This window comes from Streptomyces tamarix (assembly GCF_032423885.1).
Taxonomy (GTDB): Bacteria; Actinomycetota; Actinomycetes; order Streptomycetales; family Streptomycetaceae; genus Streptomyces; species Streptomyces tamarix.
Map to the genome: position 1 here is coordinate 18,875 of NZ_JAWCTQ010000017.1, position 14,039 is coordinate 32,913.

The following is a 14,039-nucleotide window of genomic DNA, read 5'->3' on the forward strand; positions in this document are numbered from 1 at the left end:
CGTCAGGCGGCGAGCCCGCCGGAGGCGGCCTTGATCAGACCGTTCAGCCAGGCCTGGTGGCCGTTGAGCATGGGGTCGGGGACCTGCCGGGCCAGTTCGGCGGCGGGCCGGCCGCTCTGCGTCTCCTGGGTGAGGACGCGGACCCGGCCGCCGGGCAGGTCCTCGACCAGCCAGGCGTGCAGCACGTCGAGCCGCTCCTCGGGCGTGCCCTCCTGGTGGGCCGTCCAGGACAGGCGGCCCGGGACCCCCTCGGCCGGGGCCTGGAACTCGACGACGCGGGCGTGCTGGGTGCGCACGGACGGGAAGCCGACGGGCTCGAAGGTGAAGGCGACGCCGTCCTCCAGCACGGGGCCGCCGCCCTCCGGGAAGGCGATGCCGGCGATGTTGCCGTAGTACGACTCCCAGGTGGAGGTGTCGGTCAGGTAGTGCCAGACCCGGGCGGCGCTGACGCCCCGGACGATCACTTCGTTGGAGACGAAGTGGTCACCGGTGCCGGGCAGGCGGTCCTCGGGCCAGTTGATCGCGTTCTGCGTGGTCATGGGGGTGGGGTGTCCTTCCGTGAGCTGCCCCGGGCGGGGCGGTGTCTCGACGGCAGGCGCGGTTGCCATCGGAACATCCGTACCCGTACCGGGAGGGTCGTATCGGGCGTTTCCCTCCGAAGGCCGTCCTTCGGGGCTCCCCGCTGCCGCCGGCCGCCCCTCCCCGGCACGGTCACCCGCGCCGGGAGGATTTCGGAATTTCTTCTGAAACGATCTTCAGAGTGGTTCGTCCGGCGCGTCATGAGGGGTGTACGGCCCCGCGTACGAGCGGCGCGGGGTGCACAGGGATCGAAGGAGTACGGATGGCCATCAGGGCTGAACGGCCCCTCGACGACGAGGGCGACAGCCGGGGGCAGGACAACGAGCGGGAGCGGCACCGAACGACGGAGCCCCCCGCGTGCGGCCACGGGGAGGCGCTGGGGTTAGAAGCCGCCGCCGCATGGGAGGAGGCGCTGGAGTACCACCCGCTCCTGGTCAACCGCCTCACCGCGTGGGAGGCGCGCCCCCACGCCGAGGACATCGCCCAACAGACCATGATCAAGGTGTGGTTGCACCTCACCGACGGGAACGCGCGGCCCCTCGCCTCCGTGCGCGCCTGGATGACCACGGTCGCGCTGAACCTCCGCCGGGACCACCGGCGCAGGCTGGCGCGACTGACCGAGGTGCTGGTCGAGGACCACGAGTCGACCGCGTACGAGGACGGGGCCGAAGCGCCCGACGGCATGCGGGAACTGCACCGGAGGGCGGCGGAGATGGCGCGGGACCTACACGGCCTGGTGACGCCCTGGGAAGCCCGGGTCGTCATCCTGCACAAGGCGTACGCCCTGCCGGCCAAGGACGTGGCGGAGCTGCTGGGCACGACCACGGCATCGGTCCGAACGGCGACCCACGCGGCGCTGCGGAAGCTCCGCGCACCGGACAAGCGCCGTCAGGTGCTCTACCGGTTCGGACTGACCGACTGACGCCCGGTCGGCCTGCTTCGCGGGCCCGTGGGCCGTGCGCACCGTCCGCACGGTTCACGGGTCCGAGTGGGAAGCCGATCGGGCGCCCAGTGCAAAACCAGAGAAGAAAACGCCGAACCAGAGAAGAAAACACCGAGAAAAGTCCGCCGTTCATCGCGAAAAACTCAATGAAGAACCCTGGAAGAGGAATCTTTCGGTGGTTCCCCGCAGCCTCGGACGGAGCGCGGGGAGCTGTAGCGGACAAGGAGAGAGGGAATCCGTTGTTCGACACCAACGACAAGATCCGGGCTTTCGTAGCCCTCATCCACGCGTGGAGGGGCGTCACCTACCGGGCGTGCGACCAGTTACTGACCAGGATCCTGCCTTTGCTGCCCTTTTACGGGAACAGCGGGCGGAAGGACCGTGAGACGGGTGTGCGGCGCGTCGAAGCCATTCCCATTCGCGGTGTCGACGCGCCTGGCGCGCGAAAGGCGGTGGCCCGCCCGGGAACTGCTCGACTCCGCCGCGTCGCAGGCGGACACAGGGTCCGCGGGCTAGTGGCGCGTCGTAACGCGGCGCGCTCGTTAGGGGCGTTCCGCAGCTGAGGCTGCGTGACGTAGGTCACCGAGCCGGGTCCCGACATTTCGGGGCCCGGCTCAGTCATATCCCGTGAGGCCTCACCACGGGCTCCTCCGTACCGCTCGGAAGGGAAAAGGCGAGCGGGAAGGAGGGGCGGCGCCGACGAGAGAGGGATCGTTCCATGACCAGCTTGCCGCAACCGACCGGAGACGACCGGAGCAAGGGGCCCGACGCCCGTCTCGCCGCCGCCCGGAGGGAACTGGGCCGCCGCAAGGCGGAAGTCCGCGCGGCCCGGCGCCGCGTTCGCCGTCTGCGCCGCGCCCGGCTGCGGCGCCGGCCCGCCGCCCTGGCGGTCGCCGTCGGCCGCGCCGGCCTGGCCGTGCTCGGCACGGCCGCGTTCGTCGCCGGCCTCGTGATGCTCGTCCGGGGCGACTCGCAGGCCGCCGACATGCTGAGCGCCGCCGCCGCGTTCTGGGCGCTGGCGGTGATGCTCCGCCGCACCGGCCGGTAGGCGCCCCGGCCCCTCCCCGGCGGCCGGTGCCGTGGCGGCGGGAAGGGCTCCGGTGCCACCGCCCCCCTCCGTGCCGGACCCGCCCCGCCGGCGGCACGCCGAGGGGGCCCGGCCGACCGGCCGGGCCCCCTCGGCAGGCGGTGCGCGTCATCCGATGGCGAGCTTGTTCTTCCAGCCCACCCCGTCGCTGTTGCCGATGATCTCGATGCCGCTGTGCTGCATCTCGCCGCGGGTGCCCGCGTAGAAGCGCACCGATCCGTCGACCCGCAGCGTCCAGATGTCCGGGATGCCGTCGCCGTTGGCGTCCGGGCTGCCGTGCAGCAGCCGGATGCTGCTGCGGCCCCAGCCCGAGGCGCCGTACTGGTCGTCCAGGCCCGTGGCGGAGTTGGCGGCGGAGGACAGCGAGCTGAGGCTCACGCCGCTGCCGTCGGCGTCCTTCTTGCCGGTCCGCAGCAGCAGCCGGCCCGACACGTCCGTCCGGTAGATGAGGTCGCTCACGCGGTCACCGGTGACGTCCTGGACGGTGACGATGTCGCGTTCCAACCAGGCCGAGGCGGACAGCAGCACCGCCTGCTCGACGCTGGCGCCGTTGTAGCCGACCAGGGCCCAGAGCGCGTCGCCGACCTTCAGGAAGAAGTCGGTCTTGCCGTCGCCCGTGGCGTCGCCCGCGGAGACGATCTGGGTGATCGTGTCCGGCGCCGGCGCGTTCGACGGGAGCAGGATCTGCTGGCGCCTGTCGATGTTGACGCCGCCGTAGCCGTCACCCGGGTAGACCCACAGCCTGCCCTCACGACGTGCCACGAGATCCTGGAGCCCGTCGCCGCCGTAGATGTCGCCGAGGTGGGTGATGAGCGTGTTCTTCCAGTACCCGGAGGGCGCCGCGACGTACGGCGGCAGTCCGTCGTCCCCGTTCGGGTCCTTCGCTGGGTTGGCGCGGTAGGCGCCCGACATGGAGTAGTCGAGGTCGCCGGTGCCCTTCACCAGGTCCGTGGTGGCCTCGGAGGGGTAGAGCCGCAGGTTGCCGTTGCCGTCCACGACCATCAGGTCGGGGAGCTTGTCACCCGTGAAGTCCCCGGGGGTGTCCGCCTGGTCCCGCGGGGTCACGTAGAAGAAGTACTTCAGCGGGGAGGAGACGTGGCCCGCGTCGTCGACCGTCCGCACGTACAGGACGTTCGGCCCGGCCAGTGGCGGCTTGACGTTCGTCACGGTGGTCACCGTGGTGACCGGCGCCCCGTTGGTCCGCGCCACCGAGAAGGGGTACGACGCCTGGTTGAAGCCGTACTCGAACCTCACCACGTCGGTCTGGGCCGCCTTGAAGGCGAACGACCCGGGGGTGCCGAACTTCACGGAGCTCCACTTGGAGTCCTCGGTGTCGTTCTCGAAGCCGTTGTCCTTGGCGTCGGCGTCGGGGAACTGCGTCGAGGTCGCGGTCGGCGGCGACGGCTTGGAGCTGTCGAAGACGAACCGGCACGGGGTCTTCGCGGGGGAGTACGAGGAGGTCGCGCCGAACTTGTCGACGGCCTTGGCGCGCCACGAGTAGGTGGTGCCGTTCACCAGCTTGAGGCCGCCGGTGACGTTGCCCGTGGGGATGGGGTCGGTGTGCGCCTTCGCCGAGCCGGTCTGGCTGCCGACCGACACCTTGCCCCTGCCGCCGAGCAGGTTGGTGGTGCTGCCGCCGGTGGGCCACAGCTCGAAGTGGATCGACTGGAGGTTGCCGTCCTTGTCGCTGCTGTTCGCCCAGAGGGTGATCGACGAGGCGCCCACGTTGAGGTACGGGGACGTCGTGTCGCAGCGCGTCCCGTTCGGGTCGAGGAGGAGGCTGGACGGCGCGGCCGGCGGCCGGTTGTAGGACAGGTCGACGTACGGGTCGTGGCCGCCGTTCGCCTGGAACTTCTTCCAGGAGTACTGCGAGCCCTCGTCCGCGGCCTTGAAGCCGATCGTCATGTTCTTCCAACCGCCGTCGACGGCCTTCTTCGCCGTGGGCTTGACGTCGAACGCGACCCATTCGTCGGGGCAGGAGGAGGACTTCCAGCCGTGGGCGAAGCTGGCGCCGCCGATCTTGTTGGCGCTGGTCATCTTCGGCGCGTTCTTCCAGTTCGTCTTGGAAGTGATCGGGCCGGTGAGGTGAACGGTCATGCTGCGCTTGCTGCAGGACCAGGAGTAGGTCTCCAGGGCGCGCAGCTTGGCGCTGTGCACGGTGGAGCCCTTGAGGTCGGGGTCCCAGTCGATGGTGAAGTACGACCGGGAGGTGCCCCACGTGTCGGACTCGTAGCCGACGCGGGCCTCGTGGGTGCCGCCCTTGTTGAAGTTCTTGCCGTTGTAGAACGTCGCGTTGGGGTGGCGGCTGTAGGCGGTCGTCCAGTCGTTGGTGTGCTTCTTGACGGACGGGTCGATGAAGACGGGGTAGACCGTCTGGGGGTCGTTCAGGAACTCCTGGTCGGGGGTCATCACCCAGTCCGCGCCGTCGAGGTCCGTCCCGACGAGCGTGCCCCTGGAGTCGGGCTGCGGGCCGTTGACCCCGGCCAGGGAGAGCGTGGCGGCGGAACCGGACTGCGAGGGCTCGGGGCTGGGCTCGGCCGGTACGGGCGGTGCGGTGGGGTCGATCTCGTCCGCGACGGACGGGTCGGCGGCCTCGTCGGTCGCCTCCGGCAGCACCTCGTTGTAGACGTCGCCCTGGTCGCTGTCGTTCAGCGAGTCCGTCGGCTCGGCGGACGGGGCGGGCGACTCCTCGGAGGTCGGCGCGGGGGCCGGGGAGTCGGAGGGGATGACCTCGGGCGCGGTGGGGGAGGCGCTGGTGCCGGCCTGTCCGTCGGTCAGGGCGGGCGTGCCGGAACTGTCCCACATCAGCGGGGTGGGCGACTCGGCGACGTCCTGGCCGCCGGCGTCGGAGGCGGAGACGACACCCGTGACCGGGTCCAGCCGGAAGGTGAGGTCGGGGGAGGACAGGCCGTACGCGAGCCGCGCCACCCGCGGGTCGGCGGCGGCCTGGCGGGTCTTCACCACGAGCAGCTGGGCGAAGCCGCCGTCGTCGGCCGTGATCACGAGGTCCGCGCCCGGCAGGATCTCCGGGTAGAGCGCGCGCGGCCCGTCGATGATCGGCGTCGGAACGGTGCCCGGCCAGGTCAGGACGATGTCGTGGCCGCCGACCGTCAGCGTGGCCAGGACGTTGCCCGCCGTGGTGGCGGTCGTCGCGGTCGGCAGCAGCGGGACGCGCCGCGCGACGGCGCGTGAGGCCCGGTCGCCGCCCCCGGCCTTCGAGCCGGGGGAGAAGACCATGCGGACGTTGGTGGCCCTGGGCGACCAGCCCGCGTCCACGCGGCGCAGGTCGGTGTCGATGGCCTTCCAGCCCCCGTCGACCTTGGCGCGGATCGGGCTGGCGTGGATGCGCCGCTGCATCAGCCCGTCCGGACGGGCCCACGTCGTCGAGTACGCGGTCCGCATCGCGGTCGCCTCGACGGCCTTGCCCGTCTCGCGGGCCTGCGCGCCGGCCTCGGCCTCGCTCAGCGGAGTGCTGTGCCGGGTGCCGGGCCTGGCTGTGTCCGGGCGTTCGTCGGTGTCGCCGTCCAGCCCGGCGTACGTCAGGCCGGAGGCCACGACGACGGCGGCGGCGATGGCCGCGAGTGGCCGGCGCCCGGGCACGCGGCGCCATCTGCTCGTCATGAGCGAGGTTCCCTTCCCCCCTCGAAACCGGCATGCGGCAGACCGCCGACCGGGCTCCTGATCGCTGGTCACGCGGGCACGGCGAGGCGCGCCGGACGTGACGGATGCGAGCAGATCATGACTCACGGCGGGTGGGGCGTCACGCGGCGGACGGGGAACCACGGCCGGGCGTGGAGCGTTTCCGTGTCGGGCCGGGCCGGTGGCACCGCCGGAGACGGCCGGGAGCGAACGGCGAACGAACCGGGTGTCTCCTCCCGTACCCCGACATAATCCGCGTCGTCTTCACCCGGTACGTGTCACTACGTCAGCGAGTGTGCCCCGAAGTGCCGTTCGAACCGACCGTGCAGGAATAACGGGTATTGCAGGAAACGGTCCGAGCGCGCGGGTGATTGGGAGGAAGTGTGGATGTGATCATCACCACATGATCACATCCTGCCTGGCCTTTACCCGCGACCCGACCACAGAATCGCCCCGTTATTGGCCTCACTTGCGGTCCGCCCAGGCGCCGCCTCTTGTCGTCCGGGGGGACTCCACCCGTGCCTGCCTTCTTGTCCGCGCGGCGAAAGCGCCTGCGCACCACAGCGATCCCGGCCCTCGGGGCCGCGCTGCTCGTCACGCTCCTCCCGACGCAGGCCGCGGCCCTGCCGCCGGACCCCGCCCGGGACGAACTGCCCCGCGAGGAGCTCGTCCTGGAGCAGCTCCCCGACGAGAAGCCGGTGGACGGGGCCACACGCAACGCCGGCCTGGACAGCATCGAGGCGGAAGCCCCCGAGAACCAGACCGAGGCGCCGGCCGGGACCGCCACGCCGCCGCCCGCGGACACCGGCTTCGTCACCTTCGGCGCGCCCACCGCGCAGCCGGCCGCGTTCACCGCCACGGCGTCCGCGGCCGCGTCCACCGCCGCACCCGTCGCCCTCGAACCCGTCGAGGACCTCCCGGTGAAGCTGGGCCCGGCGCCCGGCGCCCCGGTGCCCACCGGCACGTGGCAGGTCGGCGTCTCGGCCCGGACCGCCCCCGAGTCCGACGGGGTCGACGGCGCGGTGGTCACCGTGACGGCCCCCTCGACCGGCTCCGTGCCCGTCTCCGTCCAGCTCGACTACGCCAAGTACCAGAACCTGTACGGCGCCGACTGGGCCTCCCGGCTCAGCTTCGTCCAGTTCCCCGAGTGCTACCTCACCACGCCGGACCTGGAGGAGTGCCGCACCTACACCGAGCTGGAAACCGCCAACGACACCACCACCAGGACCCTCACGGCGACGGTCGACACCGCCGCCGACGGCACCGTCACCCCGGTCTCGGCGCCGCGCGTCACCGCTCCGGGCTCCGGCGTCTTCCAGGCCGCGTACCGCCCGTCGGGCGCCCGGCAGGTGGCGGCGGCGGGCGACCGGGCCGTCATCGGCGCCGTCGACTCCGGCGCGGGTGAAGGCGGTTCCTTCAAGGCGACCCCGCTGATCTCCAACGGCAAGTGGGAGGCCGGAACGTCCTCCGGGGCGTTCACCTGGTCCTACCCCCTGGCGGTGCCGCCCGCGCCGGCGGGCCCCGCCCCGGAGATCTCCTTCGACTACAACTCACAGGCCGTGGACGGCAGGACCGCCACGTCCTCGCCGCAGGCGTCCTGGGTCGGCGAGGGCTGGGACTACGATCCCGGCCACATCGAGCGCCGGTACCGCACCTGCAAGGACGACCGGGAGAAGACCGCCGCCGGGACGCCGAACAACACGGCCAAGAAGGACAAGACGTCCGACCTGTGCTGGGTCTCCCACAACGCCGTCATGTCCCACGCCGGCCGGACCGTGGAACTGGTCCGCGTGGGCTCCGGCACCACCTACCGCCCCCAGCAGGACGACGGCACCCGCGTCGAGCTGAAGACCGGCGGCAGCAACGGCGACAACGACGGCGAGTACTGGGTGGTCACCACGACCGACGGCACCAAGTACTTCTACGGACTGAACAAGATCGGTGACGGCCACGCCGACACCCAGTCCGTCCTCACCGTGCCCGTCTTCGGCAACCACCCCGGCGAGCCCTGCCACGCCGACACCTTCGCCGCCTCCCGGTGCAACAACGACACCGACAAGCAGCAGGCCTGGCACTGGGGCCTGGACAAGGTCGTCGACGTCCACGGCAACGTGATGATCGTCAACTGGCACCGGTCGGCGAATTACTACGCCGTCAACAAGAAGTTCAAGACGCCGGAGAAGTACTACCGCGGCGGCCTCCCCGACTCCATCGAGTACGGGCTGCGCGAGGGCGCGCTGGGCGCCGAGCCGGCGGCCAAGGTCGACTTCCTGCTCTGGCAGCGCTGCGTGCAGGACGACACGGCGTGCGCGTCCGAGAAGTTCGACGACACCAAGAACCCCGCCTCCTACCGCCCGTGGTGGGACAGCCCCGGCAACCTCAACTGCAAGTCCGACTCCAAGCTCTGCCCCGCCTTCCCGTCCTTCTGGAACCGGCTGCGGCTGGGCGGGGTCACCACCTACGCCCACCGGCCCGGTACGACCGGTCTGGCCAAGGTCGACACCTACCTGCTCAACCACTCCTTCCCGCGCGACTGGTACGACACGGCGCCCGGCCTGTGGCTGAACTCCATCACCCACTACGGCTTCCGCCCCGGTGACACGACCGGCACGCTGATGTCCAAGGCGGGGATCAGCTTCAAGCCGTACGTCGTCGGCGTCGGCGCGGGGCATCCGCTCAGCGGCCACCTCAAGGACCAGCAGCTGCCCAACCTCGTCCCGCGGAGCAAGAACGACCCGCGCCCCGGCTTCACCCGCCCCCGCATCGGCACGGTCTCCACCGAGCACGGCGGCGACATCGAGGTCACCTACAAGGGCGGCTGCCGGGTCCAGCCCGCCGTCGCGCCCGAGGACAACCGCGGGACCTGCTTCCCGATCCGCTGGTCGCCCGATGGCGAGCTGGAGAAGCCGGCCCTGGCCTGGTTCAACAAGTACGTCGTGCACACCGTGACCGAGACGGACAGGATCACGGGCGTCTCGGACCGGATCACGCACCGGTACGACTACGAGAACGCGGCCTGGGGCAAGAGCGACGACGAGTTCGTCAGGCCGGAGCTGCGCACCCACAGCGAGTGGCGGGGCTACCAGAAGGTCACCACGGTGAAGGGCAGCAAGAGCGTGCCCTCCACCGGCAGCCCCCAGACCCAGTCGCGCTCCGTCGTCCGGTACTTCCGCGGCACGGGCGGAGAGGTCAAGGACTCGACCGGTGCCGTCACGCTGGCCCCGGACGACGCCGCTCCGTACGCCGGCCTGCCCGCGGAGTCGATCGTGTACGACGGCACCGGCGGCCGGATCGTCAAGCGGAATCTGACGTTCCCCTGGTTGAAGGAGACCGCTTCGAGGACCCGTGACGGAGGGCTGCCGCCGCTCAAGGCGTACCGCAGCGGCGTGAGGCGCGCCGACGCCATCCAGACGGTCGGCACCGGCTGGCAGGCGGTCCGCACGGAGACCGAGGTGGACCCGGACTGGGGCCTGCCCGTGCAGGTGCAGACGGCCGTCGTCAAGCCGAACGGCACCGGCGAGACGCTCAGCGACTACGACTGCGTCAAGACGACGTTCGTCCACAACACGACGGCGCACCTCATCGGCGTCCCCTCGTCGACCCGCAAGACGGCGACCTCGTGCGCGGCCCACGCCTCGGCCGACCCCGCCACCCAGCTCGTCACGTCGACCCGGATGTCCTACGACGGGCTGGCCTGGGGCGCGGTCCCCGTCAAGGGTCTGGCCACCTCGGTCGCCGAGACCGACGGCGCGGGCACCTCGCACTCGGTCGTCACGACGAAGACGTACGACCCGCTCGGCCGCACCCGCAAGGTGACCGAGCCGCAGGTCGGCACGACCGAGACGCAGTACGTCCCGGGCGACGAGGGCGGGGCCGTCACCAGCGTCAAGGTGATCAACCCGAAGGGGCACACCACCGTTCGCACCTTCGACCCGGGCCGCGGAGCGGAACTGACCGTCACCGACCCCAACCAGAAGGTCGTGCGGTCCGAGTACGACGCGTTCGGCCGACTGGTCAAGGGCTGGTCCACCAAGCGGTCCTCGGGCACCCAGAGCCCCGACGTCGTCATCTCCTACCAACTGGCGCAGTCCACGCCGACGGTGACCCGGCCGACCGCGGTCGTCGCGCAGAGCCTCAAGGACGACGGCGGCTACGCCAAGCAGATCACCATCTACGACGGCCTGATGCGCGCGGTCCAGACGCAGAAGGAGGCCCACGGGCCCGGCCGCATCATCACCGACACCCGCTACAACGACCACGGCCTGGTCGGCGAGCAGACCGGTTCGTACCTCGCGAAGGGCGAGCCCGAGGCCGCCCAGTTCAAGCGGGTGTCCGACTCCCTCGTCCCCAGCCTGGTCCGGACCCGCTACGACGGGCTGGAGCGGCCGGTCAGGACGACCACGTACCACGGCGGCTCCACCGCCTCCTGGTCGACGACCACCTACGGCGACACCAACACCTACACCCACCCCTCCGGCGGCGCCGCCGCGGCCACCAACACCTGGACCGACGCCCGCGGCCGCACCACGCTGATCCAGCACTACACGAACCGCTCCAGCAGCCGCTGGCGGAACACCCACTACGGATACGACGCCCGGGGCAACCGCAACAAGGTCACGGACCCGGCGGGCAACGTGTGGACCTACACCCACGACGCCCGCGGCCGGATCGTCTCCGCCACCGACCCCGACACGGGGAGCGTCACGTACGGCTACGACGACGCGGACCGGCAGACCAGCGCCACCGACGTCCGCGGTTCGGTCCACACGGCCTACGACCAGCTCGGCCGCGTGCTGGCCGTCCGCGAGGGTTCCGCCACCGCCGCGCCCGTCAAGGAGTTCACCTACGACCAGGTCCCCGGAGCCGTCGGCCAGCGGTCCTCCGCGGTCCGCCACGACGCGAGCGGCGACTACGTCAGTCGCGTCACCGCCTACGACGACCAGTACCGGCCCACCGCGCGGGAAGTGGTGGTCCCGGCCAACGCCATGACCGCGGGCGTGTCCGGCACGTACAAGTACGCGTACGCCTACACCCCGACGGGCAAGCCGCTGTCGGTGACCCTGCCGGCGGCGGGCGGCCTCGCCCAGGAGAAGGTCATCACCCGCTACAACAGCGACGGACTGGCCGAATCCCTCTCCGGGCACACCTGGTACACCGCCGACGTCACGTACTCGCCGTACGGGGAGCCGCTGCGCACCGTCACCGGACCGCAGCCGTACCGCGTGTGGACGACCAACTTCGTCGACGAGCACACGGGACGCCTGCAGCGCACGGTCGTCGACCGGGAGACCGCCAACGCGCACCGGGTCAGCGACAGCAGCTACGCGTACGACCTCGCGGGCAACATCACCAGCTTCGCCCGCGAGCTGACCGACGGCACGACCAAGACGAGGGACACCCAGTGCTTCACCTATGACGCGATGGGGGAACTCACCCAGGCCTGGACCTCCAAGCTGGCCCCGCAGGGCGACGGCACGGGCTGCAAGGCCGTCGACGGTTCGGTGTGGGGACCGCGCAAGGACGGCTGGCCCTCCACCGGCCCCGTGGCCGAGGCCCCGAACGAGGAGAGCGACGCCACCGCCCCGGACACGGAGCTGACGGCCTCGCTGACCGCCGGAGCCCCGGCCGCCGGCACCGTGGACACGGGCGCCACCTCCTACTGGCAGTCCTTCCGGTACGACCTGATCGCGAACCGCGCCTCGCTGGTGGAGCACAACACCGCCGACGCGACCAAGGACGTCACCTTCACCTACGGCTACGGCAAGACGGTCACCGGCAACGGAACCGCCCCGTCGTACACGACCCAGCCGCACACCCTGTCCTGGGTGTCGTCGACGCCGTCCGGCGGAGGCAGCGCGTACACCCACGACGCCGGCGGCAACACCACCAAGCGGGACCTGCCCCACACGACGCAGGACCTCACCTGGACGCGTGAGAACAAGCTCGCGACGATCACCGACGACGGCGTCACCACGAAGTACGTCTACGACGCCGACGGCAACCGGATCCTGGAGAACAGCCCGTCCGGCAGCGTCCTCTACCTGGACGGCGCCGAACTCACCACCGCCGCCGGGGCGGTCACCCGGGCGACCCGCGGCTACGCGCAGCAGGGAGCGCCCACCGTGGTCCGCTCCACGGTGAACGGCGCCGCCACCGGCCACAAGCTGACCGTGCTGCTCTCCGACCACCTGGGCACGGCCACGACGGCGGTCGAGCAGGCGGCGAACCAGCCGGTCACCCGCAGGGCGTTCAAGCCCTTCGGCGAGGTGCGCGGCCCCCAACCGGCCTGGGTCGACAGGCGCTCCTACCTGGGCGTCGGCATCGCCGACCCGAGTGGCCTGATCCACATCGGAGCACGCGAGTACGACGCGGCCACCGGCCGGTTCATCTCCGCGGACCCGGTGGTGGACCTGTCCGACCCGCTCCAGATGAACGGGTACGCCTACAGCAACAACAGCCCGATCACCAAGAGCGACCCGACCGGCCTGCTGTGGTTCAGCTTCGCGAACATCCGCAAGATGATCATGCAGATCACCGGGATCGGCCTGCACGCCAACCCGGGCCTGAAGAAGCCGGTCGCGAAGCCGCCCGTGGTCAAGCACGGGGGCTTCCAGAAGATCCTGGACGCCATCTACCTCCGCGAGGTCAGGCCCGGCGCGAAGGTCCTGGGCGACGGCAAGGCGACCACGGCGTTCATCCACGAGCTGAACTACGGCAAGCCCGTCAACGGGAAGTGGCACGTCCCGAAGGTCCCCGACCTGATGAACCGCGTGTCCGAACTCCTGGAGGACGATCGGAAGGCCCGCCTGAAGGGCGGCCAGGGCATCCTCACGGACGCCGAGATCAAGCTCGCCAGGGCCGAGGCCAAGGAGCTGTGGCACGCCCTCAACCTCAAGGACATCGACGGCGGGATGACGGCCTACGCGAAGAAGAACCCGCAGATCGAGAAGAACCTCGTCGGCACGCGGAAGAACGTCGTGGCCCGCGAGGCGGTGTCCGACCTCACCGGCCAGGACTTCCAGGTCCACCCCAAGGACAAATCGCCCAACCCGAAGCCGAGGCCCCAGGGCTCACCGACCAAGCTGGGCGGCTTCTACAAGTCGTTCGGCATCGCGGGCGGCGCGTTGGGTATCGTCGAGGCCCCGGAACTGATCGAGGAACACGGGGTCAAGGACGGCCTGTGGGAAGTGTTCGAAGGCATGGTGGACCCGTTGGGGGTGGAGGACTCGGCGTTCTCCGATCCCTGTGCCGACAATCCGGCCGCCTGTGTCGCCTAGTGGAAACGAGCCAGTGGTGAAGGACCCCGTCACGACGCACACCTTCCTGGGCGAGATGCTGGACGCCCTGCCCGAGATGCGCGGCACCGTCGAGAGGAAGGTCCGGTCGGCGATCGCGCTGGAGCTGGACCCGGCGGACGTGACCACCGTCCGCACGGACGTCTACGCCCTGCTGCGGGACCTCTTCGACGAGGTGCTGCTGCCGGCGCTGCGGGCGGAGCCCGGCCCGGGGAGGACGGAGGAGCTGCGGCGCTGCTTCGCCTTCCTGGAGCGGGTCGCCGCCTCCCCGGAGCCGGTCCACCCGGACTTCCTGGAGGGCCTGATCGGGGAGTACCTGATCGGCGCGGAGGGACCGGCGTCCTACGCGCACGCCGGTCCGCGGGTGCGTGCCGCGATGGTGCGCGCCTGCGGCGACTGGGGCATGCCGGTTCCCACCGAGTGGACGGACGCGCCACCGGTACGGTGAGCGGCACGACGGAGGAGCCCGGGCCGAGGCGTCGGCCCGGGCTCCTCC

Annotated in this window: 6 protein-coding genes; 4 read left to right on the top strand and 2 right to left on the bottom strand. The window is 71.1% G+C overall.

Going from position 1 to position 14,039, the window contains the following annotated elements; translation table 11 throughout:
* Positions 1 to 2: 2 nt before the first annotated feature.
* Positions 3 to 539: an SRPBCC family protein gene (locus tag RND61_RS15690; RefSeq protein ID WP_315878564.1), complete on the bottom strand. Its 537-nt coding sequence runs from the start codon at positions 537 to 539 to the stop codon at positions 3 to 5.
* 302 nt (positions 540 to 841) lie between these two features.
* On the opposite strand from RND61_RS15690, the gene RND61_RS15695 reads away from it, so the two are divergent.
* Positions 842 to 1,501 carry an RNA polymerase sigma factor gene (locus RND61_RS15695; protein WP_315878565.1) on the top strand — a complete coding sequence of 220 codons (660 nt, stop codon included), beginning with the start codon at positions 842 to 844 and terminating at the stop codon, positions 1,499 to 1,501.
* A 739-nt stretch (positions 1,502 to 2,240) separates the two neighbouring features.
* Entirely contained in the window at positions 2,241 to 2,570 is a 330-nt protein-coding gene (locus RND61_RS15700; protein WP_315878566.1) for a hypothetical protein, read from the top strand.
* 147 nt (positions 2,571 to 2,717) lie between these two features.
* Here RND61_RS15700 and RND61_RS15705 read toward each other — a convergent pair whose 3' ends face one another.
* Positions 2,718 to 6,230, bottom strand: coding sequence for a DNRLRE domain-containing protein (locus RND61_RS15705; protein WP_315878567.1), 3,513 nt, complete (start codon positions 6,228 to 6,230; stop codon positions 2,718 to 2,720).
* Between the two features lie 536 nt (positions 6,231 to 6,766).
* Here RND61_RS15705 and RND61_RS15710 point away from each other — a divergent pair.
* Both RND61_RS15710 and RND61_RS15715 read left to right on the top strand, forming a co-directional pair.
* Positions 6,767 to 13,525: an RHS repeat domain-containing protein gene (locus RND61_RS15710; RefSeq protein WP_315878568.1), complete on the top strand. Its 6,759-nt coding sequence runs from the start codon at positions 6,767 to 6,769 to the stop codon at positions 13,523 to 13,525.
* 16 nt (positions 13,526 to 13,541) lie between these two features.
* Positions 13,542 to 13,991 carry a hypothetical protein gene (locus tag RND61_RS15715; RefSeq protein ID WP_315878569.1) on the top strand — a complete coding sequence of 150 codons (450 nt, stop codon included), beginning with the start codon at positions 13,542 to 13,544 and terminating at the stop codon, positions 13,989 to 13,991.
* Positions 13,992 to 14,039 lie beyond the last annotated feature (48 nt).

Bases quoted from the DNA above. Each gene is read 5' to 3' on its own strand.
- RND61_RS15690 (WP_315878564.1), bottom strand. From the start codon at position 539: ATGACCACGCAGAACGCGATCAACTGGCCCGAGGACCGCCTGCCCGGC.
- RND61_RS15695 (WP_315878565.1), top strand. From the start codon at position 842: ATGGCCATCAGGGCTGAACGGCCCCTCGACGACGAGGGCGACAGCCGG.
- RND61_RS15700 (WP_315878566.1), top strand. From the start codon at position 2,241: ATGACCAGCTTGCCGCAACCGACCGGAGACGACCGGAGCAAGGGGCCC.
- RND61_RS15705 (WP_315878567.1), bottom strand. From the start codon at position 6,230: ATGACGAGCAGATGGCGCCGCGTGCCCGGGCGCCGGCCACTCGCGGCC.